At 68.6% G+C, this 24,692-nt stretch carries 27 protein-coding genes; 12 read left to right on the top strand and 15 right to left on the bottom strand.

From position 1 onward, the window contains the following. Nucleotides 1-20: 20 nt before the first annotated feature. From rsmD to BUE42_RS03775, 12 genes are all read right to left on the bottom strand, one after another. Entirely contained in the window at nucleotides 21-629 is a 609-nt protein-coding gene (rsmD, locus tag BUE42_RS03830) for a 16S rRNA (guanine(966)-N(2))-methyltransferase RsmD (RefSeq protein ID WP_235002072.1), read from the bottom strand. Then, nucleotides 626-1,390, bottom strand: a complete 765-nt coding sequence (hisF, locus tag BUE42_RS03825) for an imidazole glycerol phosphate synthase subunit HisF (RefSeq protein ID WP_073462901.1) — start codon at nucleotides 1,388-1,390, stop codon at nucleotides 626-628. Before hisF ends, rsmD begins: the two co-directional genes overlap by 4 nt. Then, the gene (hisA, locus tag BUE42_RS03820; protein ID WP_073462899.1) at nucleotides 1,390-2,145 is read right to left on the bottom strand and encodes a 1-(5-phosphoribosyl)-5-[(5-phosphoribosylamino)methylideneamino]imidazole-4-carboxamide isomerase; all 756 of its coding nucleotides are present in this window, start codon (nucleotides 2,143-2,145) and stop codon (nucleotides 1,390-1,392) included. The genes hisF and hisA overlap by 1 nt, the downstream gene beginning before the upstream one ends. A gap of 82 nt (nucleotides 2,146-2,227) precedes the next feature. Continuing rightward, a complete protein-coding gene (gene hisH, locus BUE42_RS03815) occupies nucleotides 2,228-2,884 on the bottom strand; it encodes an imidazole glycerol phosphate synthase subunit HisH (RefSeq protein ID WP_073462897.1) in 657 nt (218 codons plus the stop codon). Continuing rightward, a complete protein-coding gene (gene hisB, locus BUE42_RS03810; protein WP_073462895.1) occupies nucleotides 2,885-3,484 on the bottom strand; it encodes an imidazoleglycerol-phosphate dehydratase HisB in 600 nt (199 codons plus the stop codon). Then, on the bottom strand, nucleotides 3,484-4,563 hold the full coding sequence (gene hisC, locus BUE42_RS03805; RefSeq protein WP_073462893.1) for a histidinol-phosphate transaminase: 1,080 nt from the start codon (nucleotides 4,561-4,563) through the stop codon (nucleotides 3,484-3,486). Before hisC ends, hisB begins: the two co-directional genes overlap by 1 nt. Continuing rightward, complete coding sequence (hisD, locus tag BUE42_RS03800) at nucleotides 4,563-5,882, bottom strand: histidinol dehydrogenase (RefSeq protein ID WP_073462891.1); 1,320 nt, start codon at nucleotides 5,880-5,882, stop codon at nucleotides 4,563-4,565. The genes hisC and hisD overlap by 1 nt, the downstream gene beginning before the upstream one ends. Beyond that, a complete protein-coding gene (hisG, locus tag BUE42_RS03795; protein ID WP_073462889.1) occupies nucleotides 5,879-6,523 on the bottom strand; it encodes an ATP phosphoribosyltransferase in 645 nt (214 codons plus the stop codon). The genes hisD and hisG overlap by 4 nt, the downstream gene beginning before the upstream one ends. Beyond that, the gene (gene murA / locus BUE42_RS03790) at nucleotides 6,523-7,782 is read right to left on the bottom strand and encodes a UDP-N-acetylglucosamine 1-carboxyvinyltransferase (protein ID WP_073462887.1); all 1,260 of its coding nucleotides are present in this window, start codon (nucleotides 7,780-7,782) and stop codon (nucleotides 6,523-6,525) included. The genes hisG and murA overlap by 1 nt, the downstream gene beginning before the upstream one ends. Nucleotides 7,783-7,865: 83 nt before the next feature. Next, on the bottom strand, nucleotides 7,866-8,138 hold the full coding sequence (locus BUE42_RS03785; protein ID WP_047586287.1) for a BolA family protein: 273 nt from the start codon (nucleotides 8,136-8,138) through the stop codon (nucleotides 7,866-7,868). 39 nt (nucleotides 8,139-8,177) lie between these two features. Continuing rightward, nucleotides 8,178-8,954: an ABC transporter permease gene (locus BUE42_RS03780; protein ID WP_073462885.1), complete on the bottom strand. Its 777-nt coding sequence runs from the start codon at nucleotides 8,952-8,954 to the stop codon at nucleotides 8,178-8,180. Beyond that, the gene (locus BUE42_RS03775) at nucleotides 8,951-9,871 is read right to left on the bottom strand and encodes an ABC transporter ATP-binding protein (protein WP_073463376.1); all 921 of its coding nucleotides are present in this window, start codon (nucleotides 9,869-9,871) and stop codon (nucleotides 8,951-8,953) included. Before BUE42_RS03775 ends, BUE42_RS03780 begins: the two co-directional genes overlap by 4 nt. A 145-nt stretch (nucleotides 9,872-10,016) precedes the next feature. Between BUE42_RS03775 and BUE42_RS03770 the strand changes: the two genes are divergently transcribed. After that, nucleotides 10,017-10,727 (top strand): TetR/AcrR family transcriptional regulator, encoded by a 711-nt coding sequence (locus BUE42_RS03770; protein ID WP_073462883.1) that lies wholly within the window; start codon nucleotides 10,017-10,019, stop codon nucleotides 10,725-10,727. A gap of 15 nt (nucleotides 10,728-10,742) precedes the next feature. Continuing rightward, the gene (locus tag BUE42_RS03765; RefSeq protein ID WP_073462881.1) at nucleotides 10,743-11,516 is read left to right on the top strand and encodes a tetratricopeptide repeat protein; all 774 of its coding nucleotides are present in this window, start codon (nucleotides 10,743-10,745) and stop codon (nucleotides 11,514-11,516) included. Here the strand turns inward: BUE42_RS03765 and BUE42_RS03760 are convergent. Further along, on the bottom strand, nucleotides 11,452-12,270 hold the full coding sequence (locus tag BUE42_RS03760) for a Crp/Fnr family transcriptional regulator (RefSeq protein ID WP_083613856.1): 819 nt from the start codon (nucleotides 12,268-12,270) through the stop codon (nucleotides 11,452-11,454). The two genes, BUE42_RS03765 and BUE42_RS03760, sit on opposite strands and share 65 nt — an antisense overlap. An 83-nt stretch (nucleotides 12,271-12,353) precedes the next feature. On the opposite strand from BUE42_RS03760, the gene BUE42_RS03755 reads away from it, so the two are divergent. The 9 genes from BUE42_RS03755 to BUE42_RS03715 all read left to right on the top strand — a co-directional run bounded on the left by BUE42_RS03755 (nucleotide 12,354) and on the right by BUE42_RS03715 (nucleotide 21,604). Continuing rightward, entirely contained in the window at nucleotides 12,354-12,995 is a 642-nt protein-coding gene (locus BUE42_RS03755; RefSeq protein WP_073462879.1) for a VOC family protein, read from the top strand. A gap of 114 nt (nucleotides 12,996-13,109) precedes the next feature. Continuing rightward, the gene (locus tag BUE42_RS03750) at nucleotides 13,110-15,056 is read left to right on the top strand and encodes an AMP-dependent synthetase/ligase (protein WP_073462877.1); all 1,947 of its coding nucleotides are present in this window, start codon (nucleotides 13,110-13,112) and stop codon (nucleotides 15,054-15,056) included. Further along, on the top strand, nucleotides 15,053-15,835 hold the full coding sequence (locus BUE42_RS03745; protein WP_073462875.1) for an ABC transporter ATP-binding protein: 783 nt from the start codon (nucleotides 15,053-15,055) through the stop codon (nucleotides 15,833-15,835). The genes BUE42_RS03750 and BUE42_RS03745 overlap by 4 nt, the downstream gene beginning before the upstream one ends. Beyond that, nucleotides 15,835-16,764: a branched-chain amino acid ABC transporter permease gene (locus tag BUE42_RS03740; protein WP_073462873.1), complete on the top strand. Its 930-nt coding sequence runs from the start codon at nucleotides 15,835-15,837 to the stop codon at nucleotides 16,762-16,764. The genes BUE42_RS03745 and BUE42_RS03740 overlap by 1 nt, the downstream gene beginning before the upstream one ends. Nucleotides 16,765-16,766: 2 nt before the next feature. Next, on the top strand, nucleotides 16,767-17,831 hold the full coding sequence (locus BUE42_RS03735; protein ID WP_073462871.1) for a branched-chain amino acid ABC transporter permease: 1,065 nt from the start codon (nucleotides 16,767-16,769) through the stop codon (nucleotides 17,829-17,831). Nucleotides 17,832-17,863: 32 nt separating this feature from the next. Further along, complete coding sequence (locus tag BUE42_RS03730) at nucleotides 17,864-19,198, top strand: ABC transporter substrate-binding protein (protein WP_073462869.1); 1,335 nt, start codon at nucleotides 17,864-17,866, stop codon at nucleotides 19,196-19,198. A 4-nt stretch (nucleotides 19,199-19,202) separates the two neighbouring features. Beyond that, nucleotides 19,203-20,024, top strand: a complete 822-nt coding sequence (locus BUE42_RS03725) for an ABC transporter ATP-binding protein (RefSeq protein WP_073462867.1) — start codon at nucleotides 19,203-19,205, stop codon at nucleotides 20,022-20,024. A 12-nt stretch (nucleotides 20,025-20,036) separates the two neighbouring features. Then, nucleotides 20,037-20,330 (top strand): hypothetical protein, encoded by a 294-nt coding sequence (locus BUE42_RS03720; RefSeq protein ID WP_073462865.1) that lies wholly within the window; start codon nucleotides 20,037-20,039, stop codon nucleotides 20,328-20,330. After that, nucleotides 20,330-21,604, top strand: a complete 1,275-nt coding sequence (locus BUE42_RS03715; protein ID WP_073463375.1) for a phenylacetate--CoA ligase family protein — start codon at nucleotides 20,330-20,332, stop codon at nucleotides 21,602-21,604. Before BUE42_RS03720 ends, BUE42_RS03715 begins: the two co-directional genes overlap by 1 nt. Here the strand turns inward: BUE42_RS03715 and BUE42_RS03710 are convergent, their stop codons facing one another. Together BUE42_RS03710 and BUE42_RS03705 are read right to left on the bottom strand one after the other, a co-directional pair. Continuing rightward, nucleotides 21,605-22,582, bottom strand: coding sequence for a Bug family tripartite tricarboxylate transporter substrate binding protein (locus tag BUE42_RS03710; RefSeq protein ID WP_073462864.1), 978 nt, complete (start codon nucleotides 22,580-22,582; stop codon nucleotides 21,605-21,607). 35 nt (nucleotides 22,583-22,617) lie between these two features. Next, nucleotides 22,618-23,859 (bottom strand): pyridoxal-phosphate-dependent aminotransferase family protein, encoded by a 1,242-nt coding sequence (locus BUE42_RS03705; RefSeq protein ID WP_073462862.1) that lies wholly within the window; start codon nucleotides 23,857-23,859, stop codon nucleotides 22,618-22,620. Nucleotides 23,860-23,996: 137 nt separating this feature from the next. Here BUE42_RS03705 and BUE42_RS03700 point away from each other — a divergent pair, with 137 nt between their 5' ends. Then, the gene (locus BUE42_RS03700) at nucleotides 23,997-24,689 is read left to right on the top strand and encodes a GntR family transcriptional regulator (RefSeq protein WP_073462860.1); all 693 of its coding nucleotides are present in this window, start codon (nucleotides 23,997-23,999) and stop codon (nucleotides 24,687-24,689) included. The last annotated feature ends 3 nt before the right edge of the window (nucleotides 24,690-24,692 follow it).

The following is a 24,692-nucleotide window of genomic DNA, read 5'->3' as shown; positions in this document are numbered from 1 at the left end:
CAGGCTCCTTCGGATCGGGCTCACACGGTTTCCACGGGCGTTTGCGGCGCAGTGTAGCTGCGGCGCAGCAAATGGAAATGCACCGCACCGGCGCGGCCGTGGCGCTGCAGCACCAGGCCGAGCGGCGCCAGCTCGGCCTCGGTGAAGGCCCGGTCGGCTTCCAGGTAGACGAAGCCGCCGTCCACGACCAGCGGGGCCGCGGCCTTCAGCGCCGGCAGGAACACATCGGCGTCGAAGGGCGGATCGATGAAGACCAGCTCGAAGCGGCCCGGCGCGCTGCGCGCCATCCAGGCCAGTGCGTCCGCTGCCTCGATGCGCACCTGCACGGCCTTCAACCGCTCCTGCACCTCGCGCAGGCCGCGCGCCAGCCGGCTGTCGCGCTCGATCAACATCACCTCGGCCGCGCCGCGCGATGCGGCCTCGAAGCCGAGCGCGCCACTGCCGGCGTAGGCATCCAGGCAGCGCCAGCCGTCGAGCGACTGGCCCAGCCAGTTGAACAGTGTCTCGCGCACCCGGTCGGGCGTGGGCCGCAGGCCCGGAGCGTCGGCCACCGGCAGCTTGCTGCGCTTCCACACGCCGCCGATCACGCGCACCTCGCGCGGCGGGCCAGCCTTCTTCGCGGCACTCACAGGCGAACCGGGATCCCGCGTGCGGCCATCAAGGCCTTCGCTTCACCGACCGTGTGCTGCCCGTAGTGGAAGATGCTGGCCGCCAGCACCGCATCGGCACCGCCTTGCTGGATGCCCTCGACCAGGTGCTCCAGCGTGCCGACGCCGCCCGAGGCGATCACCGGCACGTCGACCGCATCGCTGACCGCGCGCGTCAGCGGCAGGTTGAAGCCGATGCGCGTGCCGTCGCGGTCCATGCTGGTCAGCAGGATCTCGCCGGCGCCGTGCTCGGCCATGGTGCGCGCCCATTCGACCGCATCGAGGCCGGTGTTGCGGCGCCCGCCGTGGGTGTAGACCTGCCAGCCGGACTGGCCGTCCTCGCGCGACTTGGCGTCGATCGCCACCACGATGCATTGCGCGCCGTACTTGGCCGACGCATCGCGGATCACCTGCGGGTTGGCCACCGCGGCCGAGTTGAAACTGACCTTGTCGGCCCCGGCGTTCAGCAGCGTGCGGACGTCGTCCACCGTGCGCACGCCGCCGCCCACCGTCAGCGGGATGAAGACCTGCGAGGCCACCGCCTCGATCATGTGCAGCAGCAGGCCGCGGCCGTCGCTGGTGGCGGTGATGTCGAGGAAGGTGATCTCGTCGGCGCCCTGCTCGTTGTAGCGGGCGGCGATCTCGACCGGATCGCCGGCATCGCGCAGCTCGACGAAGTTGACGCCCTTGACGACCCGCCCGCCGGTGACGTCGAGGCAAGGAATGATTCGCTTGGCCAGCATCAGGCGCCGTTCAGTGTGCCGTTCAGTTCGTCGGCGCGCTTCTGCGCCAGCGCGAAATCGAGGTTGCCGGTGTAGATCGCCCGGCCGCAGATCACGCCTTCGACGCCCTGGTCCTCGATCGCGCACAGCCGCTCGATGTCGGCCAGGTCGGACAGCCCGCCCGACGCGATCACCGGGATCGACAGCGCCTGCGCCAGCTTGACGGTCGCGTCGATGTTGATGCCGTTCAGCATGCCGTCGCGGCCGATGTCGGTGTAGATCACCCCTTCGACGCCGTAATCCTCGAACTTCTTCGCGAGGTCGACCACCTCGTGGCCGGTCAGCTTGCTCCAGCCGTCGGTCGCGACCTTGCCGTCCTTCGCGTCCAGCCCGACGATGATGTGGCCGCCGAACGCGCTGCAGGCGTCCTTCAGGAAGCCGGGGCTCTTGACCGCGGCGGTGCCGATGATCACGAAGCTCAGGCCGTCATCCAGGTAGCGCTCGATGGTGTCGAGGTCGCGGATGCCGCCGCCCAGCTGCACCGGGATGTCGTCGCCGACCTCGGCCAGGATGGCCTTGATCGCCGCCTCGTTGACCGGCTTGCCGGCGAACGCGCCGTTCAGGTCGACCAGGTGCAGGCGCCGCGCCCCGGCGTTGACCCATCGTCGCGCCATCGCGGCCGGGTCCTCGCTGAAGGTGGTGGAGTCGTTCATGTCACCCTGCTTCAGGCGGACACAGTGACCGTCTTTCAGGTCGATGGCGGGGATCAGCAGCATGGCCGAATCAGTGGGGTGGGGAGAGGTGAGCGAACAAACCGAGAAGGTCGCAAGGAACACGCTGGAAAGCGCTGACGTGTGGTCAAGGAGTCCAATGCAGGAAGTTGCGGTACAGGGCAAGCCCGTGCTCGGCACTTTTCTCGGGGTGGAACTGCGTGGCGAAAATGTTATCCCGAGCCAGCGCGCAGGTAAAGCGAACGCCGTAATCGGTTTCACCGGCGCTGTCGGCCGGATCGACCGGCTGCGCGTAGAAGCTGTGGACGAAGTAGTAGTACGCGCCATCCGGCACGCCTGCCCAGATCGGGTGCACGCGCGGCTGGGCCCGCTGCCAGACCTGGTTCCAGCCCATCTGCGGCACCTTGAAGCGGCTGCCGTCGGGTTGCAACTGCCCGGCAAGCTGGAAGCGCCGCACCGCGCCGGGGATCAGCCCGAGCCCATCGGTGGGGCCCTCTTCGCTGGTGGACAGCAGCATCTGCATGCCGACGCACACGCCCATCAGCGGCTTGTTGGCCGCGGCGTGCAGCACCGCCTCTTGCAGGCCGGAATCGCGCAGCTCGCGCATGCAATCGGGCATCGCGCCCTGGCCGGGCAGCACGACGCGCTCGGCGGCGTACACCTCGTCGGGCTTCGAGGTGACGATCACGTCGACCCCTTCGCCGCGCGCCACGTGCAGCACCGCCTGCGACACCGAGCGCAGGTTGCCCATGCCGTAGTCGACGACCGCGACCGTTCGTGCCACTTACAGGCTCCCCTTCGTCGACGGGATCACTTCGGCCGCCCGCGGATCGATCTCCAGCGCCATCCGCAGCGCCCGCGCGAAGGCCTTGAAGATCGTCTCGCACTGGTGGTGCGCGTTCTCGCCGTGCAGGTTGTCGATGTGCAGCGTGACGCCGGCGTGGTTCGAGAAGCCCTGGAAGAACTCGTAGACCAGCTGCGTGTCGAGCGCGCCGATCATGCCGCTCTTGAAGTCGACCCGCATGTGCAGCCCCGGCCGGCCGGAGAAGTCGATCACGACCCGCGACAGCGCTTCGTCGAGCGGCACGTAGGCATGGCCGTAGCGCCGCAGCCCCTTCTTGTCGCCCACCGCCTTGGCCATCGCCTGGCCAAGCGTGATGCCGACGTCTTCCACCGTGTGGTGGCCGTCGATGTGCAGGTCGCCCTTCGCGTCGATGTCGAGGTCGATCAGCCCGTGGCGGGCGATCTGGTCGAGCATGTGGTCGAAGAAGCCGATGCCGGTGTGGAAGCTCGCGGCACCGGTGCCGTCGAGGTTCAGCGCGACCCGGATCTGCGTCTCGTTGGTGTTGCGGACCACCTCCGCCTTGCGTTCCACGGTGCTCATCAGAGGCTTTCCTTCAGGGCTTGCAGCATCTTCACGTTCTCGTCGGGCGTGCCCACCGTCAGGCGCAGGCAGTTGGCCAGCAGCGGGTGCAGCCCGGCGACGTTCTTCACGAGCACGCCGCGCGCCTTCATGCCGGCGAACGCGGCGGCCGAATCGGCCACGCGCGCGAGGATCATGTTGGCCTCGCTCGGGAACGGCTTCACGCCCGGCAGATCGCGCAATGCGGCCAGCAGCCGGTCGCGCTCGCTGCGGATGATCGCCGCCTGGCGCGCGTACTCGTCGACATGCTCCAGCGCGAACAGCGCCGCCTCGCAGTTCAGCACGCTGATGTTGAACGGCGGGCGCAGCTTGTCGACCTCGGCGACCAGCGGCTTGCGGCCGATCAGGTAGCCGATGCGCACGCCGGCCAGCCCGAACTTGCTCATCGTGCGCATCAGCAGCACGTGCTCATGCCGCTTCAGCCTGGCCATCGAATCGCGCGCGGCGAATGGCTGGTAGGCCTCGTCGATCACGACCAGGCCGGGCGCGGCCTCGATGATCGCGTCGATCGCCGCATCGTCCCAGAGGTTCGCGGTCGGGTTGTTCGGGTAGGCGAGGTAGACCAGCGCCGGCTGGTGCTCGCGCACCGCGGCCAGCATCGCCGGCAGGTCGAGCTCGAAATCGGCCGTGGTGGGCACGCCGATGAACGGCAGGCCCTGCAGCTTGGCCGACATCGCGTACATCACGAAGCCCGGCAGCGGCGCCAGCACGCTGTTGCCCGGCACGTCGCAGGCCAGCGCCAGCAGCGAGATCAGCTCGTCGGAGCCGTTGCCCAGCATGATGTCGCAGTCGTCCGGCATGCCGGCGTGCGCGGCGAGCTTTTCGCGCAGCAGGTCGCCTCGCTCGGCCGGGTAGCGGTTCAGCGCCACGTCGGCCAGCCGCTTGCCCAATGCCTCGCGCAGCGCAGGCGGCAGCGGGAACGGGTTCTCCATCGTGTCGAGCTTGACCAGCCCCGCCGACGGCTGCACCGCGTAGCCGTGCATCGACTGGATGTCCTGGCGGATCACCCGTTGCATGCGTTGTTCCAGCGCGGCGCTCATCAGCGGTTCCCTTTCAGTCGAAGTTCGGCGGCCCGGGCATGCGCCTGCAGGCCTTCGCCGTATGCCAGCTCGGCCGCGATCGGACCGAGCACCTGGGCACCGGCCTCGCTGACCTCGATCAGGCTCGATCGCTTCTGGAAGTCGTAGACGCCCAGCGGCGACGAGAAGCGCGCGGTGCCCGAGGTCGGCAGCACGTGGTTCGGGCCGGCGCAGTAATCACCCAGGCTCTCGCTGGTGAACGCGCCGAGGAAGATCGCACCGGCATGGCGCAGCAGCGGCTCCCAGCGCGCCGGCTCGGCCGAGCTGACCTCCAGGTGCTCCGGCGCGATGCGGTTGCTGATCTCGCAGGCCTCTTCCATGCTGCGGGTGTGGATCAGCGCGCCGCGGCCTTCGAGCGACGCGCGGATCACGTCGCGGCGCGGCAGGTCGGGCAGCAGGCGCTCGATGGCCTCGGCCACGCGCGCGATGTAGGCCGCGTCGGGGCACAGCAGGATGCTTTGCGCGAGCTCGTCGTGCTCAGCCTGGCTGAACAGGTCCATCGCGACCCAGTCGGGCGGCGTGCTGCCGTCGGCCAGCACCAGGATCTCGCTCGGCCCGGCGATCATGTCGATGCCGACCTTGCCGAACACCCGGCGCTTGGCGCTCGCGACATAGGCATTGCCCGGGCCGGTGATCTTGTCGACCGCCGGCACAGTGGCGGTGCCATAGGCCAGCGCGGCCACGGCCTGCGCCCCACCCAGCGTGAACGCGCGGTCGACGCCGGCGATCGCGGCCGCGGCCAGCACCATCGCGTTGCGATCACCCTTGGGCGTGGGCACGACCATCACGATCTCGCCGACACCGGCCACCTTCGCCGGCACCGCGTTCATCAGCACGCTCGACGGGTACGCCGCCTTGCCACCCGGCACGTAGATGCCGACGCGGTCGAGCGGCGTGACCTTCTGGCCGAGCAGCGTGCCGTCTTCATCGCGGTAGCTCCACGAGCGGCCGCAGGCGTCGAGCTGGCGCTGGTGGTAGCTGCGCACGCGCTGGGCCGCCGCTTCGAGCGCCGCGCGCTGCGCCGGCGTGATCGCCTGCAGCGCGGCCTGCAGCTCGTCGCGGGTGATCTCGAGCGACGCGACCGAGGCAGCCGTCAGCCCGTCGAAGCGCTGCGTGTACTCCAGCAGCGCCGCGTCGCCACGTGCCTGCACGTCGGCCAGGATGGCCGCGACGCGCTCCTCGATCGCATGATCCGTCTCCGCCGACCAATGCAGCACCCGCTGGAAATCGGCCTCGAAGCCGGGGGCGGTGGTGGCGAGCTGGCGGATCTTCACGCTCATGGTCGGGACTCTATGGCAGTGGAAAAGGCATCGATGATCTGGCGCAAGGGCTCGCGCTTGAGCTTCAGCGCCGCCTGGTTGACGACCAGGCGCGACGAGATCTGCATGATCTCCTCGACCTCGACCAGGTGGTTGGCCTTCAGCGTGCTGCCGGTCGACACCAGGTCGACGATGGCATCGGCCAGGCCGGTCAGCGGCGCGAGTTCCATCGAGCCGTACAGCTTGATCAGGTCGACGTGCACGCCCTTCTCGGCGAAGTGGTCGCGCGCGACGCCGACGTACTTGGTCGCGACGCGGATGCGCGAGCCCTGCTTGACGGCCGCGGCATAGTCGAAATCGGCCCGCACCGCGACGCTCATGCGGCACTTCGCGATGCGCAGGTCGAGCGGCTGGTACAGCCCTTGGCCGCCGTGCTCCAGCAGGATGTCCTTGCCGGCCACGCCGAGGTCGGCGCCGCCGTACTGCACATAGGTGGGCACGTCGGTCGCGCGCACCAGCACCACACGCACCTCGGGCTGGTTGGTGCCCAGGATCAGCTTGCGCGACTTCTCCGGGTCCTCGGTCACCTCGATGCCGGCTGCCTTCAGCAGCGGCAGCGTCTCGTCGAAGATCCGACCTTTTGACAGGGCGAGCGTCAGCATCACTTCACCCGCTCGATGTCGGCGCCGATGCCGCGCAGCTTGGCTTCCATCTGGTCGTAGCCGCGGTCCAGGTGGTAGATGCGGTCGACCACCGTCTCGCCGTCGGCCACCAGGCCGGCGATCACGAGGCTGGCGGAGGCCCGCAGGTCGGTCGCCATCACGGTGGCGCCCGACAGGCGCTCGACGCCGTTCATCACCGCGGTGTGGCCGTCGACCTCGATCTTCGCGCCCAGCCGCACCAGCTCGTTGACGTGCATGAAGCGGTTCTCGAAGATGGTCTCGGTGACCTTGGCCGAGCCTTCGGCGATGCAGTTCAGCGCCATGAATTGCGCCTGCATGTCGGTCGGGAAGGCCGGGTACTCGCTGGTGCGGAAGCTCACCGCGCGCGGGCGCTTCGCGTTCTTCACGCGGATCCAGTCGTCGCCGGATTCGATCGTGACGCCGGCCTCGCGCAGCTTGTCGATCACCGCGTCGAGGTGGTCGGCGCGCGCGCGCCGCAGCACGACGTCGCCGCCGGTGGCGGCCACCGCGCACAGGAAGGTGCCGGTCTCGATGCGGTCGGGAACGATCCGGTGCTGCACGCCACCCAGCCGCTCGACGCCCTGGATGCGGATCCGGCTGCCGCCGTGGCCTTCGATCTTCGCGCCCATCGCGATCAGCATCTCGGCCAGGTCACGGATCTCGGGCTCCTGGGCGGCGTTCTCCAGCACCGTCTCGCCCTCGGCCAGCGTCGCGGCCATCAGCAGGTTCTCTGTGCCGGTCACGGTGACCATGTCGGTCGTGATGCGGGCGCCCTTCAGGCGCTTGGTCTTCGCGATGATGTAGCCGTGCTCGACCACGATGTCGGCGCCCATCGCCTGCAAGCCCTTGATGTGCTGGTCGACCGGGCGCGAGCCGATCGCGCAGCCGCCGGGCAGCGAGACGGTGGCCTCGCCGAAGCGGGCCAGCAGCGGGCCCAGCACCAGGATCGACGCGCGCATGGTCTTGACCAGGTCGTAGGGGGCTTCGGGCGAGGTGACGGCCGCGGCGTTCAGCGAGACGGTGTCAGGTTCGGATTCGCTGCGCTCGGCGCTGACGCCCATGTTGCGCAGCAGCTTCAGCGTGGTGCTGACGTCCTGCAGGCGGGGCACGTTGGTCAGCGTGACCGGCTCGGCCGTCAGCAGCGCGGCGCACAGCTCGGGCAGCGCGGCGTTCTTGGCACCGGAGATCGTGACGTCGCCGTTCAGTTGGCGGCCACCGCGGATGAGGAGTTTGTCCATGGCGTGGGAATCGCCCAGGCCCGACACGGCTGGATGACCTGCACCCGCAGGCCCGCCAGCCGCAGCGGACACTGCGGCTGGGTTCAGTGGTGGTGGTGGGCCGAGGCGGGCTCGGCAGCGTGGGCCCACTCGGCGGGCGTGAGGGTCTTCATCGACAGCGCGTGGATTTGCTCGCGCATTCTATCGCCCAGGGCCTTGTAGACGCGCTGGTGGCGCGCGACGCGGCTGGCACCTTCGAACTCCGCCGACACGATGGTGGCGAAGAAGTGGCGGCCATCGCCCTCGACCTGCAAGTGCTCGCAGGCGAGCCCTTGCGCGATGTAGCGCTGGACGTCGTCGGGGGTGGGGTCGGCCATAAGGACGGCGATTATCACCCAGCCGGAAAGCCCGGAGGATCAGTGCCGGATCTTGTAGCCGATGCGCAGCAGGTGCAGGCACAGCCCGCAGACCACCGCCAGGCTGCCCGCCACCACCGCCAGGCTGGTCCACGGCGACACGTCGCTGACGCCGAAGAAACCGTGCCGGAAGCCGTCGATCATGTAGAAGAACGGATTCAGGTGGCTCACCTTCAGCCACAGCGGCGGCAGCGAATGCACCGAGTAGAAGACCCCCGACAGGAAGGTCATCGGCATCACGATGAAGTTCTGGAACGCGGCGATCTGGTCGAACTTCTCGGCCCACAGGCCGGCCACCAGCCCGAGCGCGCCCATCAGCGCGGCCCCGGCGATCGCGAACACCAGGATCCACAGCGGCTGCGCGACCGTCAGCGGCGCGAACCATGCCGTCACCAGCAGCACGCCCAGCCCGACCACCAGCCCGCGCACGATGGCCGCGCCGACGTAGGCCAGGAACCAGGCCCAGTGGCTGAGCGGCGTGACCAGCAGGAACACCAGGTTGCCGGTGATCTTGCTCTGGATCAGCGACGAGCTGCTGTTGGCGAACGCGTTCTGCAGCACGCTCATCATCACCAGGCCGGGGATCAGGAACGCGGTGTAGCTGACGGTGCCGTAGACCTTCACATGGTCTTCGAGCGCGTGGCCGAAGATCAGCAGGTACAGCACGGCCGTCAGCACCGGCGCGGCAACGGTCTGGAAGCTGACCTTCCAGAAGCGCAGCACCTCCTTGTAGAGCAGCGTGCGCGTGCCCGACAACAAGCCAGGGACAGCGCTCATGCCTTCACCTCGGGGCCGTTCATGATGTCGAGGAACACGTCCTCCAGGTCGGCGCGGCCGATCTCCAGGTCTTCCGGCTGGCAGCCGGCGGCGCGCAGCACGCCCAGCACCGTCTCGACCTCGTGCGCGTCATGCGCCTTGATCTGCACGATGCGCCCGGTCACGCGCGACTGCGCGGCCAGCGAGGCCGGCAGCGGCGCATCCATCTTGAAGCGCAGCATCGTGCTCGCGGTGCCGGCCAGCAGCGCCGAGGTGCGGTCGAGTGCCACCACCCGGCCCTGCTTCAGCATCGCGATGCGGTTGCACAGCGCCTCGGCCTCTTCGAGGTAGTGGGTGGTCAGCAGCACCGTGTGGCCTTCCTTGTTGAGGCGCGCGATGAAGTGCCACAGCGTCTGGCGCAGCTCGACGTCGACGCCGGCGGTCGGCTCGTCGAGCACGATCACCGGCGGGCGGTGCACCAGCGCCTGCGCGACCAGCACGCGGCGCTTCATGCCGCCGGACAGCTGGCGCATGTTGGCGTTGGCCTTGTCGGCCAGGCCGAGGTGGTGCAGCAGCTCGTCGATCCAGGCGTCGTTGCCGCGCACGCCGAAGTAGCCGCTCTGGATCACCAGCGCCTCGCGCACCGTGAAGAACGGGTCGAACACCAGTTCCTGCGGCACGATGCCCAGGCTGCGGCGCGCGGCTGCGTAGTCGGTGACGACGTCATGGCCATGCACCAGCACGCGCCCGCTGGTGGCCTGCGACAGGCCGGCGAGGATGCTGATCAGCGTGGTCTTGCCGGCGCCGTTGGGCCCGAGCAGCCCGAAGAACTCGCCGGGCTCGATGTCCATGCTGACTTCGGACAGGGCGCGCACCTCGTTGTGCGCGCTTTTTGAGCGATAGGTCTTGCTGACCTGCTGGAACGAGATGGCTGGCATGTTGATCCGGAAGAGGCGGCGATTGTAGGCAGCGCCCGCCATTCCTGCTGGCACGGGCAAATACCGGCCGGCCAGCGCGGAACTTGGTGCTAGATTGCCCGCGCAAGGGACCTGCCCCGCGCTCCACGCCAGAACGACAACGACGATGGCCACCGCATCGAAAGACCCGAAGCCGCCGCGCCGCACCGCCGAGCGCATCCTCGAAGTGGCACTCGACCTGTTCAACCGCTTCGGCGAACCGAATGTCTCGACCACGCTGATCTCGGCCGAGCTGAAGATCAGCCCTGGGAACCTGTACTACCACTACCCCGCCAAGGACGAGCTGATCAACACGCTGTTCGGCCGCTACGAGCAATCCCTTGGCGAGCTGCTGCGTGCGGCCGACGACGTGCGCCATGTCGAGGACGCCTGGCTGTTCTTCCACATGCTGTTCGAGCTGATCTGGCAGTACCGCTTCCTGTACCGCGACCTGAACGACCTGCTGTCGAAGAACCGCCGGCTGGAGACGCAGTTCCAGAAGATCCTCGACGAGAAATCGCGCGCGGTGCGCGCGGTGCTCGCCGGCCTGGTGCGCGGCGGCGCCATCACCAAGGCCGCCAAGCCCGGCAAGTCCTCCTTCGACAGCCGCGAGACCGAACCGGTCGCCACCGCGATGGTGGTGGTGCTGACCTACTGGCTGAGCTACGAGTACGTGCGTGACCCGCGCCGCGCGCTCGAGCCCGAGGGTGCCGGCGCGGCGCTGCTGCGCGGCGCCTTCCATGTGCTGAGCCTGCTGACGCCCTACCTCGATGCCGCCGCGCGCGAACACCTGCTCGCGCTGGTCGGCAACTACCAGAGTGCGCTGCCGAAGCGCTGACCCCAGGAGACAACCATGGCCAAGTGGACCGCTTTCCCGTACGACGCCGCCGAGTACAGCTTCGACGCCGCGAGCCTGAAGAAGAAGTGGGCCCGGCTGCATGCCGGCGATGCCGAGCCGCTGCCGAAGGACGACAAAGTGCTGGCCGCCTGGGCGCTGTTCCATGCCGGCGAGTTCCAGAAGGCGACCGAGGCCGGGCTGAAGGCGGGCGGTGCTGGCATCACGGTGGCCAACAAGGCGCAGGCCATCTATGCGAACTACCTGGAGAAGAACGAGAAGACCAAGCTCGCGCTGTTCCAGGAGGTCGCCGAGCGCGCCGAGGCGCAGGCCGCCGAAGACCCGAAGAACGCGAACGCCTGGTACCTGTCGGCCTATGCGCTCGGGCGCTACAGCCAGGGCATCAGCGTCGCGAAGGCGCTGACGCAGGGGCTGGGCAGCAAGGTCAAGGGCGCGTTGGAGACGGCGATCAAGCTGCAGCCGAAGCATGCCGACGCGCACATCGGTCTCGGCACCTTCCACGCCGAGGTGATCGACAAGGTGGGCTCGCTGCTCGGGCGCACGCAAGGGGCGAGCAAGGAGGCGGGGCTGGCGGCGTTCAAGACCGCGCTGAAGCTGAACCCGGATTCGGCGATCGCGATGGTGGAGTACGCGAACGGGCTGGTGATGCTCGAGGGCGACAAGAAGATGAAGGAGGCCGAGCAGCTGTATGCCGATGCGGCCGCCTTCAACCCGGCCGATGCGATGGAGCGGCTGGATGTGGAGATGGCAAAGGCGGAGCTGGAGGAGTAGCGCCAGCCTCGGCGGGACGCTGCAGGCGTCGACGCAAGCCTTCGAGGTCGATCACCCGCAGCCCGCCGTACTCGATGCGGATCAAGCCTTCGGCCTGCAGCGCATGCAGCGCCTCATTCACCCGCTGCCGCGACAGCCCGACCAGGTAGCCCAGCTCCTGCTGCGTGATCCGCAGCAAGGTGCCGACCCCCGGATACAGCACCGGATGGAACAGCGAGGCCAGGCTGCGCGCCACCCGCGCATCCGGATCGTTCAGCCGGTCGATCTCGCGCGCCCCGATGAACTGGCCTAGGCGCTCGTTCAGCTGCTGCATCACGAAGCGGTTGAACGGAATGCTGCGGTCGATCAGCCAGTGGAAGGTCTCGACCGTGATGCCCGCCACCACGCTCTTGCGCAGCGCCTGGATGTTGTAGCGGTAGACCTCGCGCTTCAGCACCGTGCCCTCGCCGAACCAGCCGCCGGGCGGCACGCCGGTGAAGGTGATCGGCATGCCGAGCGCCGAGTCGTTGCTCATCTTCAGCAGCCCGTCGACCACACCGAACCAGAAGGTCGCCGGCTTGCCGACGCGGCACAGCAGCTCGCCGGCCTCGACCTGCACCACCTTCAGGTCGTCGACCGCGCGCTCGCGTTCATCGGCCTGCAGCGACTGCAGCCAGGGGATGTCGCGCAGCTCGTCGACGCTGGCCTGGCGGGCGCGCACCCGCAGCGGCGGCTGCCCCGCCTTCTGCACCACCGGTGGAATCGCTGCGCCCATGGATCCGCCCTCGCGTCATCGCTTGAACTCTATGCGAAACGCCGTCCCGCAGAATCGGGGTGACCTGCCCCCGAGGATCTTCGATGCGCCGCTGCCAGCTCGACCACATCACCGTCACCGCGCCCACCTTGGCGCAAGGTGCCGCGTTCGTCCGCGATGCGCTCGGCGTCGAGATGCAGGCCGGTGGCGAGCACCCACGCATGGGCACGCACAACCTGCTGCTGCGCCTGGGCGACAGCCTCTTCCTCGAGGTCATCGCGGTGAATCCCGACGCGCCTGCGCCGACCCGACCGCGCTGGTTTGCGTTGGACACGCTGCGACCGGATACCCCGCCCCGCCTGTCCAACTGGGTCGCGCGCACCAACGACATCCGGCACGCCGCCGCGGCCGCTTCCGAAGCGCTGGGCACGGTCGAGCCGATCACCCGCGCCACGTTGCAGTGGCTCATCACCATCCCGTCTGACGGGAGCTTGCCGATGGAGGGCATCGCACCGGCGCTCATCGAATGGCAGGCGCCCGTGCACCCGGCCTCTCGCCTTCAGGACGTGGGCTGCAGCCTGCACAGCTTCGAGGCCCAGCATCCGGAGCCTGATCGGGTGACGGCCTTGCTCGCGACGCTCGGCCTGGACCAGACCGTTCGCGTGTCGCCGCTCCCCGCAGGCGCCACGCCCCGCCTCGTCGCGCACATCCACACGCCGACCGGCCTGCGCACGATCGGCGCGTAGCCCCGGGTAAGACCGAAGGGGGATGTCCCGAAGATTGTCGTCAGAACGACAACCTGGCGTCAAACTTGTTCGTACAGTCGTCGCAAACGGCAGGACACAACAAGGAGACACGCGGTGCTGACGACGTTCCCCCGTCTGATGCTCGACCATGCCGCGCAACGGCCGGACGCCCCGGCGCTGCGCGAGAAGGAGTTCGGCATCTGGCAGACGCTGAGCTGGGCGCAACTCGCCACGCTGGTGCGCGAGCTCGCCGGCGGGCTGGCGCAGGCCGGCCTGCAGCGCGACCAGCATGTGATCGTCGTCGGCGAGAACCGGCCGCGCCTGTACGCGACGATGCTCGCCGCGCAGTCGCTCGGTGCGATCCCGGTGCCGCTCTACCAGGATGCCGTCGCGACCGAGTTCGTGTTCCCGATCGTCAATGCCGGCGTCGCGTTCGCGGTGGTCGAGGACCAGGAGCAGGTCGACAAGCTGCTCGAGATCCGCCCGCAGTGTCCCGCCCTCACCCACCTCTGGTTCGACGACCCGCGCGGGCTGCGTCACTACGACGAGCCGGGCCTGGCCTCGCTCGACGCGCTGGTCGCCGCCGGACGCCTGTTCAATGCCGCGCACCCGACCCACGTCGACGACGAGCTGCAGCGCAACCGGCCCGAGGACGTGGCCGCGATGTTCTTCACCTCCGGCACCACCGGCCACCCGAAGGGCGTGGTGCACACGCATGCGAGCCTGATCGACCGGGCCCGCGCCGGCGCCCGCTTCGACAGGCTGACCGATCGCGAAGAGGTGCTCGCCTACCTGCCGCCGGCATGGATCGGCCAGAACGTGTTCTCGTACGCCCAGTGGCTGGCCTGCGGCTACGTCGTCAGCTGCCCCGAATCGGCGGCCACCGTCGGCATCGACCTGAAGGAGATCGGGCCGACCTACTACTTCGCGCCGCCGCGCGTGTTCGAGGCGCTGCTCACCAGCGTGATGATCCGCATGGAAGACGCGAGTGCGCCCAAGCGCTGGCTGTTCCGGCGCTGCATGGCGCTGGCGCGGCGCATCGGCCCGGCGCGCATGGACGGCCAGCGCCTCGGCCTGCTTGATCGCATCGCCTACGGCCTCGGCAACCTGCTGATCTACGGCCCGCTGCGCAACACGCTGGGCCTGTCGCGGGTGCGCGTGGCCTACACCGCCGGCGAGGCGATCGGGCCGGACCTGTTCAGCTTCTACCGCTCGATCGGCATCAACCTGAAGCAGCTCTACGGCTCGACCGAGACCGCCGTGTTCGTCTGCCTGCAGCCCGACCACCAGGCGCGCGCCGACACGGTGGGCGTGCCGATCGACGGCGTGGAGCTGAAGGTTGCTGCCGACGGCGAGGTGCTGGTGCGCTCGGCCGGCTTGTTGAAGGGCTACTACCGCAACGAGGCGGCGACCGCCGAGGTGCTGTCGGCCGACGGCTGGTACCGCACCGGCGACGCCGGCTTCCTCGACGCGCACGGCCACCTGAAGATCATCGACCGGGCGAAGGACGTCGGCCGGCTGCTGGGCGGCGCGAACGACGGCGCGATGTTCGCGCCCAAGTACGTCGAGAACAAGCTGAAGTTCTTTCCGTACATCAAGGAGGCGGTGGCCTTCGGCGACCGGCGCGAGAAGGTCTGCGCCTTCATCAACATCGACATGGAGGCGGTGGGCCACTGGGCCGAGCGCCGCAACCTGCCGTACGCCGGCTACACCGACCTGGCGCAAAAGCCCGAGGTGGTCGAGCTGGTGCGCGACTGCGTCGAGCAGGTCAACGCCGACCTCGCCGCCGACGAGAAGCTCGCCGGCAGCCAGGTCACCCGCTTCCTGGTGCTGCACAAGGAGCTCGACGCCGACGACGGCGAGCTGACGCGCACGCGCAAGGTGCGGCGCGGCTTCATCGGCGAGCGCTACCAGGTGCTGGTCGACGCGCTGTACGGCGGGCGGGCCTCGCAGTACATCGAGACCGCGGTGAAGTTCGAGGACGGCCGCAGCGGCATGGTCGCGGCCGAGCTGCGCATCGCCGACGCGAAGACCTTCGCCACGGTGAGGAGCGCCGCATGACACGACAGGTCGGCGACGTGATCCTCGACGTGAAGAACATCAGCCTGTCGTTCGGCGGCGTGAAGGCGCTGACCGACATCAGCTTCGACCTGCGCGAGCACGAGATCCGCGCCATCATCGGCCCGAACGGCGCCGGCAAGAGCTCGATGCTGAACTGCATCAACGGCGTCTACCAGCCGCAGCAGGGCTCGATCGCGCTGCGCGGGCGCACCTTCCGCCACATGAACTCGCGCCAGGTGGCCGAGATGGGCGTCGCGCGCACCTTCCAGAACCTCGCACTCTTCAAGGGCATGAGCGTGCTCGACAACATCATGACCGGCCGCAACCTGCGCATGAAGAGCAACCTGCTGCTGCAGGCGCTGCGCTTCGGGCCGGCCGAGCGCGAGGAGATCGAACACCGGCGCGTGGTCGAACGCATCATCGATTTCCTCGAGATCCAGCCGTACCGCAAGACACCGGTCGGCAAGATGCCGTACGGGCTGCAGAAGCGCGTCGACCTCGGCCGCGCGCTCGCGATGGAGCCGCAGGTGCTGCTGCTCGACGAGCCGATGGCCGGCATGAACGTCGAGGAGAAGCAGGACATGAGCCGCTTCATCCTCGACGTGAACGACGAGTTCGGCACGACCATCGTGCTGATCGAGCACGACATGGGGGTGGTGATGGACATCAGCGACCGGGTGGTGGTGCTCGACTACGGCAAGAAGATCGGCGACGGCACTCCGTCGGAGGTGCGCGGCAACCCCGACGTGATCCGCGCCTACCTGGGGGTTCAGCACTGATGGGCTTTTTCCTCGAAACCCTGTTCGGCGGCCTGATGGCCGGCATGCTGTATTCGCTGATCGCGCTCGGCTTCGTGCTGATCTACAAGGCCTCGGGCGTGTTCAATTTCGCGCAGGGCGCGATGGTGCTGTTCGCAGCGCTCGCGATGGCGCGCTTCTCCGGCTGGTACCCGCAGTGGTTCCACTTCGACAGCAAGCTGCTCGCGAACCTGCTCGGCTTCGTCACCGCGGCGGCGCTGATGGTGGTGGTCGCGTGGCTGATCGAGCGGCTGTGCCTGTCGCGGCTGGTCAACCAGGACGGCATCACGCTGCTGATGGCCACGCTGGGCATCGCCTACTTCCTCGACGGCCTGGGCCAGACGCTGTTCGGCAACGACATCTACAAGATCGACGTCGGCATGCCGAAGGAGCCGCTGCTGGTGCTGCAGGGCAGCTTCGACGGCGGCGTGCTGATCAGCCAGGAGGACCTGGTCGCGGCGCTGATCGCGGCCACGCTGGTCGCGCTGCTGGCGCTGTTCTTCCAGAAGACCGCCACCGGCCGCGCGCTGCGCGCGGTGGCCGACGACCACCAGGCGGCGCAGTCGATCGGCATCCCGCTCGACCGCATCTGGGTCATCGTGTGGTCGGTGGCCGGCATCGTCGCGCTGGTGGCCGGCATCATCTGGGGCAGCAAGCTCGGCGTGCAGTTCTCGCTGTCGCTGGTGGCGCTGAAGGCGCTGCCGGTGGTGATCCTGGGCGGGCTCACATCGATCCCCGGCGCGATCCTCGGCGGGCTGATCATCGGCGTCGGCGAGAAGCTGTCGGAGATCTACCTCGGGCCGATGCTCGGCGGCGGCATCGAGATCTGGTTCGCGTATGTGCTGGCGCTGCTGTTCCTCCTCGTCAGGCCCCAGGGCCTGTTCGGCGAGAAAATCATCGATCGGGTCTGAGCATGCTGTACAGAGAAAACGGCCAGTTCAAGACCAGCTACCGCGCCGACCAGCAGATCTTCCCGGTGCTGCAGGACCGCATCGCGGTCCTCGCGCTGCTGGCGGTCGCCTTCGTCGTGCTGCCGCTCACCGCCCCCGAGTACCTGTTCCGCGCGATCCTGATCCCGTTCCTGATCCTGTCGCTCGCGGCCCTCGGCCTCAACATCCTCGTCGGCTACTGCGGCCAGATCTCGCTCGGTACCGGCGCCTTCATGGCGGTCGGCGCCTACGCGGCCTACAACTTCCAGGTGCGCATCCCCGGCATGCCGCTGATCGCGTCGCTGCTGCTCGGCGGCGTGTGCGCCACCGGCGTCGGCGTGCTGTTCGGCATCCCGTCGCTGCGCATCAAGGGTCTGTACCTCGCGGTCGCGACGCTCGCCGCGCAGTTCTTCACCGACTGGGCCTTCCTGCGCATCAGCTGGTTCACCAACAACTCGTCGTCCGGCTCGGTCAGCGTGTCGGGCCTGAACGTGTTCGGGCTGCCGATCGAATCGCCGGTGTCGAAGTACCTGCTGTGCCTCGTGTTCGTCAGCGTGTTCGCATTGCTCGCGAAGAACCTGGTGCGCGCGAGCATCGGCCGCGAATGGATGGCGATGCGCGACATGGACGTCGCCGCCGCGGTGATCGGCATCCGCCCGATGTACGCCAAGCTCACCGCGTTCGCGGTCAGCTCGTTCATCGTCGGCGTGGCCGGCGCGCTGTGGGGCTTCATCCACCTCGGGGCCTGGGAGCCGGCCGCGTTCAACATCGACCGCTCGTTCCAGCTGCTGTTCATGGTGATCATCGGCGGGCTCGGCTCGATCAGCGGCAGCTTCATCGGCGCGGCCTTCATCATCCTGCTGCCGCTGCTGCTGAACCAGGTGCCGCGCTGGTTCGACATGCCGCTGTCGACCGCGCTCGCGTCGCACCTCGAGTCGATGATCTTCGGCGCGCTGATCGTGTTCTTCCTGATCGTCGAGCCGCACGGGCTCGCGCGGCTGTGGTCCACCGCACGCGAGAAGCTGCGGCTGTGGCCTTTCCCCCATTGACCTCGCATTCAACAACCACAACGGAGACAGACATGGAATTCAAGTCGTTCGCACGGGTTGCCGCGATCGCCGCGGTGGGTTGGGCCGGCCTGCTTGCCGCGCCAGCCGCGCAGGCGCAGGCCAAGGAGCAGTTCTTCCCGCTGCTCGTCTACCGCACCGGCGCCTACGCCCCCAACGGCACGCCGTGGGCCAACGGCAAGCAGGACTACCTGAAGATGATCAACGCCCGCGACGGCGGCATCAACGGCGTCAAGCTGACTTTCGAGGAATGCGAGACCGGCTACGCGACCGACCGCGGCGTCGAATGTTACGAACGGCTGAAGGGCCGGCCCGGCGTGACGCTGTTCGACCCGCAGGCCACCGGCATCACCTTCGCGCTGACCGACAAGGTGCCGGCCGACAAGATCCCGCTGATCACGCTCGGCTACGGGCTCGCGGCCTCGCAGGACGGCGGCGTGTTCAAGTGGAACTTCCCGCTGATGGGCTCGTACTGGACGGCCGCCGACATCCTGATCCAGCACATCGGCAAGAAGGAAGGCGGGCTCGACAAGCTGAAGGGCAAGAAGATCGCGCTCGTCTACCACGACTCGCCGTTCGGCAAGGAGCCGATGCCGCTGCTGGAAGAGCGCGCGAAGACGCACGGCTTCGAGCTGGTGAAGATCCCGGTGACGGCGCCCGGCGTCGAGCAGAAGTCGGCGTGGCTGCAGGTGCGCCAGCAGAAGCCCGACTACGTGCTGCTGTGGGGCTGGGGCGTGATGAACTCGACCGCGCTGAAGGAGGCGATCGCCACCGGCTACCCGCGCGAGAAGATGTACGGCGTGTGGTGGGCCGGCGCCGAGCCCGACGTGAAGGACGTCGGCGACGCGGCCAAGGGCTACAACGCGCTCGCGCTGAACACCTCGGGCCAGCAGCCGAAGGTGATCCAGGACATCCTGAAGTACGTGCACGACAAGGGCCAGGGCGCCGGCCCGAAGGACGAGGTCGGCTCGGTGCTGTACACGCGCGGGCTGATCATCCAGATGCTCGGCGTCGAGGCGGTGCGACGCGCGCAGGAACGCTACGGCAAGGGCAAGGTGATGACCGGCGAGCAGGTGCGCTGGGGTCTGGAGAACCTGGCGCTCGACCAGAAGAAGCTCGATGCGCTCGGCTTCGCCGGCGTGATGCGGCCGGTCAGCACCTCGTGCCTGGACCACATGGGCACCAGCTGGACGCGGGTGCACACCTGGGACGGCAGCAAGTGGAACTTCAGCTCCGACTGGTACCAGGCCGACGAGCAGATCCTGAAGCCGATGGTGAAGGTGGCGGCGGACAAGTACGCGACGGACAAGAAGCTGACGCGCCGCACCCCTGAAGACTGCCAGAGCTGATCTCATGAACGCGCCGGTCTTGCTCAACGTCAACGGGATCGAGGTGATCTACCACCACGTGATCCTGGTGCTGAAGGGTGTCTCGCTGCAGGTGCCCGAGGGCGGCATCGTCGCGCTGCTGGGCGGCAACGGCGCCGGCAAGACAACGACGCTGCGCGCCGTCAGCAACCTGCTGGCGGGCGAGCGCGGCGCGGTCACCAAGGGCAGCATCGAGCTGCGCGGCGACCGCATCGAGGCGCTCTCCACCGCCGAGATGGTGAACCGCGGCGTGGTGCAGGTGATGGAAGGCCGGCACTGCTTCGCGCACCTGACGATCGAGGAGAACCTGATGACCGGCGCGTACACGCGGCGCGACGGCAAGGCCGCGATCGCGCAGACGCTGGAGAAGGTCTACGGCTACTTCCCGCGGCTGAAGACGCGGCGCGGCTCGCAGGCGGCCTATACCTCGGGCGGCGAACAGCAGATGTGCGCGATCGGCCGCGCGCTGATGGCAAACCCGAAGATGGTGCTGCTCGACGAGCCGTCGATGGGCCTCGCGCCACAGATCGTCGAGGAGGTGTTCGAGATCGTGAAGGACCTGAACCAGCGCGAGCGCGTGACCTTCCTGCTGGCCGAGCAGAACACCGCGATGGCGCTGCGCTATGCCGACCACGGCTACATCCTCGAGAACGGCCGCGTCGTGATGGACGGTGCGGCCAAGGCGCTGGCCGAGAACGAGGACGTCAAGGAGTTCTACCTCGGCACCGGCGGCGCGAAGGACGACGTGGAACGCAAGAGCTTCCGCGACGTGAAAAGCTACAAGCGCCGCAAACGCTGGCTGAGCTGAAGGGAGACGACGATGTCCGATGATTTCTTTGCACCACCGGCCTTCAAGCCCGACGAGACGCTGGTCACGCTGAAGCGCCAGCTGCGCGAGCTGAAGCCGCTGGCCGAGCGCGGTGCGGCGTTCGACTGGAAAGGCAAGCCGGTGCTTCAGCTCGCGAGCGATGCCGCAGCGATCACCGCGCGCATCGCCCGCCGGCCGATCACGACGCCGGAATGGGACACGCAGGTGCTGAAGAGCGGTGCCGACGTGCGCAAGCTGGTCGACGAGGTCCGCAGGCGCCTGGCCCGCTGGGCGGATGACGAATGATGGCGGCCTTCTTCGACGCCCTCGAAACCCGCGAGCCGGCCGAGCGCGAGCGCGCGCTGTTCACCGCCCTGCCCGCGCTGCTGGCCCATGCGCAGGCCCACGCCCCGGCGTTCGCCGCGCTGCCGAGCGGCCTGCAGGCCGACCGCGTGACCGATCGCGCGGCACTCGCGGCCCTGCCGGTCACGCGCAAGAGCGAGTTGCTGGCGCGCCAGCAGGCCGAGCGCGGCAGCGGTGTCGTCGACGATGTGTTCGGCGGCTTCTCGACCATCGGCTGGCGCGGCCTGCGCCGCCCGAACGGCGCGCGCCGGGTGTTCCAGTCGCCCGGGCCGCTCTACGAACCCGAGGGCGAGGCCACCGACTACTGGCGCGCAGCCCGCGCGCTGCATGCGGCCGGCTTTCGCGCCGGCGACCTGGTGCACAACAGCTTCAGCTACCACCTGACGCCGGCCGGCTCGATGATGGAAGGCGGCGCGCTCGCGATCGGCTGCACCGTGTTCCCCGGCGGCGTCGGCAACACCGAGCTGCAGTTGCAGGCGATGCGCGAGCTGCGGCCGCACGGCTACGTCGGCACGCCGAGCTTCCTGAAGATCCTGGTCGACAAGGCGCTCGAGGCGGGCGGATCGCTCGGCTCGGTGCGGCGCGCGCTGGTCAGCGGCGAGGCCTTTCCAGCGGCGCTGCGCGACTGGCTGCGCGGCCACGGCATCGAGGCTTACCAGTGCTATGCGACGGCCGACCTCGGGCTGATCGCGTACGAGACCGAGGCCCGCGAGGGGCTGGTGCTCGATGAAGGCGTGATCGTCGAGATCGTGCGGCCGGGCACCGGCGACCCGGTCCCCGAGGGCGAGGTCGGCGAGCTGGTCGTCACGACGCTGAACCCGGACTACCCGCTGGTGCGCTTCGGCACCGGCGACCTGTCGGCGGTGCTGCCCGGCCGCTGCCCGACCGGGCGCACCAACACCCGCATCAAGGGCTGGATGGGGCGCGCCGACCAGACGGCCAAGGTGCGCGGCATGTTCGTGCACCCGTCGCAGGTGGCGGAGGTGGTGAAGCGATTCCCGGAGATCGCGCGGGCGCGGCTGGTGGTCAGCGGCGAGATGGCGAGCGATCGCATGACGCTGCGGGTGGAGGTGGCCGGCGCCCCCGAGGGCCTGGCCACGCGCATCGCCGACGCGATCCGCGACGTGACCAAGCTGCGCGGCGAGGTGGAGCTGTGCGCGCCAGGCAGCCTGCCGAACGACGGGCGCGTCATCGAGGACGCGCGCAAATACGACTGATCAGGTGTCCGACTTGACGTTGCCTTCCTTGACCACCTTCGCCCACTTCGCGATCTCGGTGTGGATGAACGCGGTGAACTTCTCCGACGACCCGCCGCCATCTTCGGCGCCGTAGCTGTCGAGCCGTTCCTGCACGTCGGGCATCGCCATCACCTTGTTGGCGTCCTCGTTGATCTTCTGCGCCAGCCCCTTCGGCAGCTTGCCCGGGCCGACCAGGCCGTACCAGGTGGTGGCCTCGAAATCGGGGAAGCCCTGCTCGGCCATCGTCGGCACCGTCGGGTGGCCCTTCGCGCGCTTGATGCGCGTCTGCGCGATCGCGATCACCTTGCCGCCCTTCACGTGCGGCGTGGCCGCCGTCATCGTCTCGAAGCAGTAGTTGATCTGCCCGCCGATCAGGTCGGTGATGGCCGGCGCACTGCCCTTGTACGGGATGTGCAGCGCATTCACCTTGGCGCTCAGCTTGAACATCTCCAGCGCCAGGTGCTGCGCCGAGCCAGAGCCGGCCGATCCGAAGCTGATCTCGCCCGGCTTGGCCTTGCACAGCGCGACGATGTCCTTGACCGTGACGGCCGGCTGCATCGTGCCGGCGATCAGCAGGTTGGGCGTCACGCCGACCAGCATGATGGGCACGAAGTCGCGCTCGACGTTGTAGTTCAGCTTGGGCTGCAGGCTGGGCGCCAGCGCATGGCTGTTGATGTGCGCCATCAGCAGCGTGCTGCCGTCGCTCGGCTGCTGCGCCACGTAGTCGGCCGCGAGCACGCCCGCGACGCCGGCCTTGTTCTCGATGATCACCTGCTGGCCCCACATCACGCCCAGCTTCTGGCCCAGCACGCGGGCCAGCGCATCGGTGCCGCCGCCCGGAGGGAAGCCGACGATGATGCGGATCGGACCCGAGGGCAGTCCCTGCGCGAACAGGCGCGGTGTCCCGAGGCTGGCGACCGTGCCAGCCGCGGCCTGGAGTAGCGAACGACGTTGCATGCGAACCTCCTGAATGTTGTGGGAATGCGCTGTCTTCAGGCCGCGGCCTGCAGGGCCGGGGACTGCGGATGCGAAGCGAAGAAGTCCATCGCCGCCTGCACGCCGCTGCCGGCGGTCACGATGCCCGACAGCTTCAGCCCCATCTCGACGCCCGACAGCGCCGCCATCAGCGTCAGGTCGTTGCAGTCGCCGAGGTGGCCGATGCGGAACATGCGGCCCTTGACCCGCCCGAGCCCGGTGCCGAGCGACAGGTCGAAGCGCTGGTGGATCAGCTTGCGCAGCGCATCGGCGTCGACGCCTTCGGGCGTGATCACGCCGGTCAGCACCGGCGAGTACACCGCCGGGTCGGCGCACTGGATCGGCAGCCCCCAGGCCCGCACCGCGCCGCGCACCGCCTCGCCCCAGCGGTGGTGGCGGGCGAACACGCTCTCGAGCCCCTGGTCGAGCAGCATGTCGAGCGCCTCGCTCAGGCCGTACAGCAGGTTGGTGTTCGGCGTGTAGGGCCAGTAGCCCGTCTTGTTCATCTCGATGATCTCGTCCCAGGCCCAGAAGGCCTTCGGCAGCGTGGCCTTCTTGCTGGCCTCGATCGCCTTCGGCGAAACCGCGTTGAAGCTGATGCCCGGCGGCAGCATCAGGCCCTTCTGCGAGCCGCTCACCGTGACGTCGACGCCCCAGTCGTCATGCCGGTAGTCGGCACTGGCCAGGCCCGAGATCGTGTCGACCAGCAACAGCGCCGGGTGCTTCGCGGCATCGATCGCGCGGCGCACCGCGGCGATGTCGGAGGTGACGCCGGTCGAGGTTTCGTTGTGCACCACGCAGACGGCCTTGATCTGGTGGCCGCCGTCGGCGCGCAGGCGCTGCTCGATCAGGTCGGCCTGCACGCCGTGGCGCCAGCTGTTCGGCAGGCCGGTCAGCGCATCGGTGCCGGGCAGCGCGAGGAACTCGGGCTTCAGGCCCAGGCGCAGCGCCATCTTCTGCCACAGGCTCGCGAAGTGGCCGGTCTCGTACATCAGCACCGCGTCGCCGGGGCTCAGCACATTGGCCAGCGCCGCCTCCCACGCGCCGGTGCCGGAGGCCGGGTAGATCACCACCGGGTGGCGCGTGCGGAACACCTGCCGGATACCCGAGAGCACCTTCAGCCCCAGCACGCCGAACTCCGGCCCGCGGTGGTCGATGGTGGGCAGGCTCATGGCCCGCAGGATGCGATCCGGCACCGGGCTGGGCCCGGGGATCTGCAGGAAATGACGGCCGCTGGGATGCTGGTCTAGCGCGATCATGACGACTCCTGACGAGGTCCGAATGCGATTTAGTTTTGCATACAAAATTCATTTGTCAATGGTTGTCACCCGCGATGGCATCCGTATGATGACCATCGACCTGCACAGAAAATGAATACAAATTCAGAAAGCTCGCCATGGCCGACATCATTTCCATTCCCCGCCAGGTGCTGCACCAACAGGTGTGCACGCGGCTGCGCCAGTTGATCGTCGAGAACCACATCCCGCCGGGCAGCAAGCTCAACGAGCGCGCGCTGTGCGAGGAGCTGAAGGTGTCGCGCACCCCGTTGCGCGAGGCGATCAAGATGCTGGCCGCCGAAGGCCTGGTGGAGCTGCTGCCGAACCGCGGCGCGGTCGCGATGGAGCTGTCGGCGCAGGACATCGCCGACACCTTCGAGGTGATCGCCGGGCTCGAAGGCCTGTCGGGCGAGCTGGCGGCGCAGCGCATCACCGATGCCGAGCTGGCCGAGATCCGCGCGCTGCATTTCGAGATGCTGGCCGCCTACACGCGGCGCGACCTGCCGACCTACTACAGCATCAACGCGGTGATCCACAAGCACATCAACGCGGCCGCGCGCAACCCGGTGCTGACGCAGACCTACGGCACGGTGAACGCCCGGCTGCAGGCGCTGCGCTTCCGCTCGAACTGCGACGAGGCCAAGTGGGCGCGCGCGATGAGCGAGCACGAGCGCATGATCGAGCTGCTGTCGGCACGCGATGGCGCCGGCCTGCACCGGCTGCTGGTGCAGCACCTGCTGAACAAGCGCGACGTGGTGCTCGAGCTGATGAAGCACGGCGAACTCGATTCCTCCCCGAAGGTGTCCGCATGACGC

The sequence above is a fragment of the Rhizobacter sp. OV335 genome, assembly GCF_900142965.1.
Taxonomy (GTDB): domain Bacteria; phylum Pseudomonadota; class Gammaproteobacteria; order Burkholderiales; family Burkholderiaceae_C; genus Rhizobacter.
Note: the sequence above shows the minus strand (reverse complement) of the source record. Positions and strands in the feature narration are given on the sequence as shown.

Bases quoted from the DNA above. Each gene is read 5' to 3' on its own strand.
- BUE42_RS03770 (WP_073462883.1), top strand. From the start codon at position 10,017: ATGGCCACCGCATCGAAAGACCCGAAGCCGCCGCGCCGCACCGCCGAG.
- hisA (WP_073462899.1), bottom strand. From the start codon at position 2,145: ATGCTGCTGATCCCCGCCATCGACCTGAAAGACGGTCACTGTGTCCGC.
- BUE42_RS03745 (WP_073462875.1), top strand. From the start codon at position 15,053: ATGACACGACAGGTCGGCGACGTGATCCTCGACGTGAAGAACATCAGC.
- BUE42_RS03775 (WP_073463376.1), bottom strand. From the start codon at position 9,871: ATGCCAGCCATCTCGTTCCAGCAGGTCAGCAAGACCTATCGCTCAAAA.
- hisC (WP_073462893.1), bottom strand. From the start codon at position 4,563: ATGAGCGCCGCGCTGGAACAACGCATGCAACGGGTGATCCGCCAGGAC.
- BUE42_RS03785 (WP_047586287.1), bottom strand. From the start codon at position 8,138: ATGGCCGACCCCACCCCCGACGACGTCCAGCGCTACATCGCGCAAGGG.
- hisB (WP_073462895.1), bottom strand. From the start codon at position 3,484: ATGAGCACCGTGGAACGCAAGGCGGAGGTGGTCCGCAACACCAACGAG.
- BUE42_RS03710 (WP_073462864.1), bottom strand. From the start codon at position 22,582: ATGCAACGTCGTTCGCTACTCCAGGCCGCGGCTGGCACGGTCGCCAGC.
- BUE42_RS03725 (WP_073462867.1), top strand. From the start codon at position 19,203: ATGAACGCGCCGGTCTTGCTCAACGTCAACGGGATCGAGGTGATCTAC.
- BUE42_RS03715 (WP_073463375.1), top strand. From the start codon at position 20,330: ATGGCGGCCTTCTTCGACGCCCTCGAAACCCGCGAGCCGGCCGAGCGC.
- hisG (WP_073462889.1), bottom strand. From the start codon at position 6,523: ATGCTGACGCTCGCCCTGTCAAAAGGTCGGATCTTCGACGAGACGCTG.
- BUE42_RS03705 (WP_073462862.1), bottom strand. From the start codon at position 23,859: ATGATCGCGCTAGACCAGCATCCCAGCGGCCGTCATTTCCTGCAGATC.
- BUE42_RS03765 (WP_073462881.1), top strand. From the start codon at position 10,743: ATGGCCAAGTGGACCGCTTTCCCGTACGACGCCGCCGAGTACAGCTTC.
- BUE42_RS03780 (WP_073462885.1), bottom strand. From the start codon at position 8,954: ATGAGCGCTGTCCCTGGCTTGTTGTCGGGCACGCGCACGCTGCTCTAC.
- BUE42_RS03760 (WP_083613856.1), bottom strand. From the start codon at position 12,270: ATGGGCGCAGCGATTCCACCGGTGGTGCAGAAGGCGGGGCAGCCGCCG.
- hisF (WP_073462901.1), bottom strand. From the start codon at position 1,390: ATGCTGGCCAAGCGAATCATTCCTTGCCTCGACGTCACCGGCGGGCGG.
- BUE42_RS03740 (WP_073462873.1), top strand. From the start codon at position 15,835: ATGGGCTTTTTCCTCGAAACCCTGTTCGGCGGCCTGATGGCCGGCATG.
- BUE42_RS03720 (WP_073462865.1), top strand. From the start codon at position 20,037: ATGTCCGATGATTTCTTTGCACCACCGGCCTTCAAGCCCGACGAGACG.
- murA (WP_073462887.1), bottom strand. From the start codon at position 7,782: ATGGACAAACTCCTCATCCGCGGTGGCCGCCAACTGAACGGCGACGTC.
- BUE42_RS03735 (WP_073462871.1), top strand. From the start codon at position 16,767: ATGCTGTACAGAGAAAACGGCCAGTTCAAGACCAGCTACCGCGCCGAC.
- BUE42_RS03730 (WP_073462869.1), top strand. From the start codon at position 17,864: ATGGAATTCAAGTCGTTCGCACGGGTTGCCGCGATCGCCGCGGTGGGT.
- BUE42_RS03755 (WP_073462879.1), top strand. From the start codon at position 12,354: ATGCGCCGCTGCCAGCTCGACCACATCACCGTCACCGCGCCCACCTTG.
- hisD (WP_073462891.1), bottom strand. From the start codon at position 5,882: ATGAGCGTGAAGATCCGCCAGCTCGCCACCACCGCCCCCGGCTTCGAG.
- BUE42_RS03700 (WP_073462860.1), top strand. From the start codon at position 23,997: ATGGCCGACATCATTTCCATTCCCCGCCAGGTGCTGCACCAACAGGTG.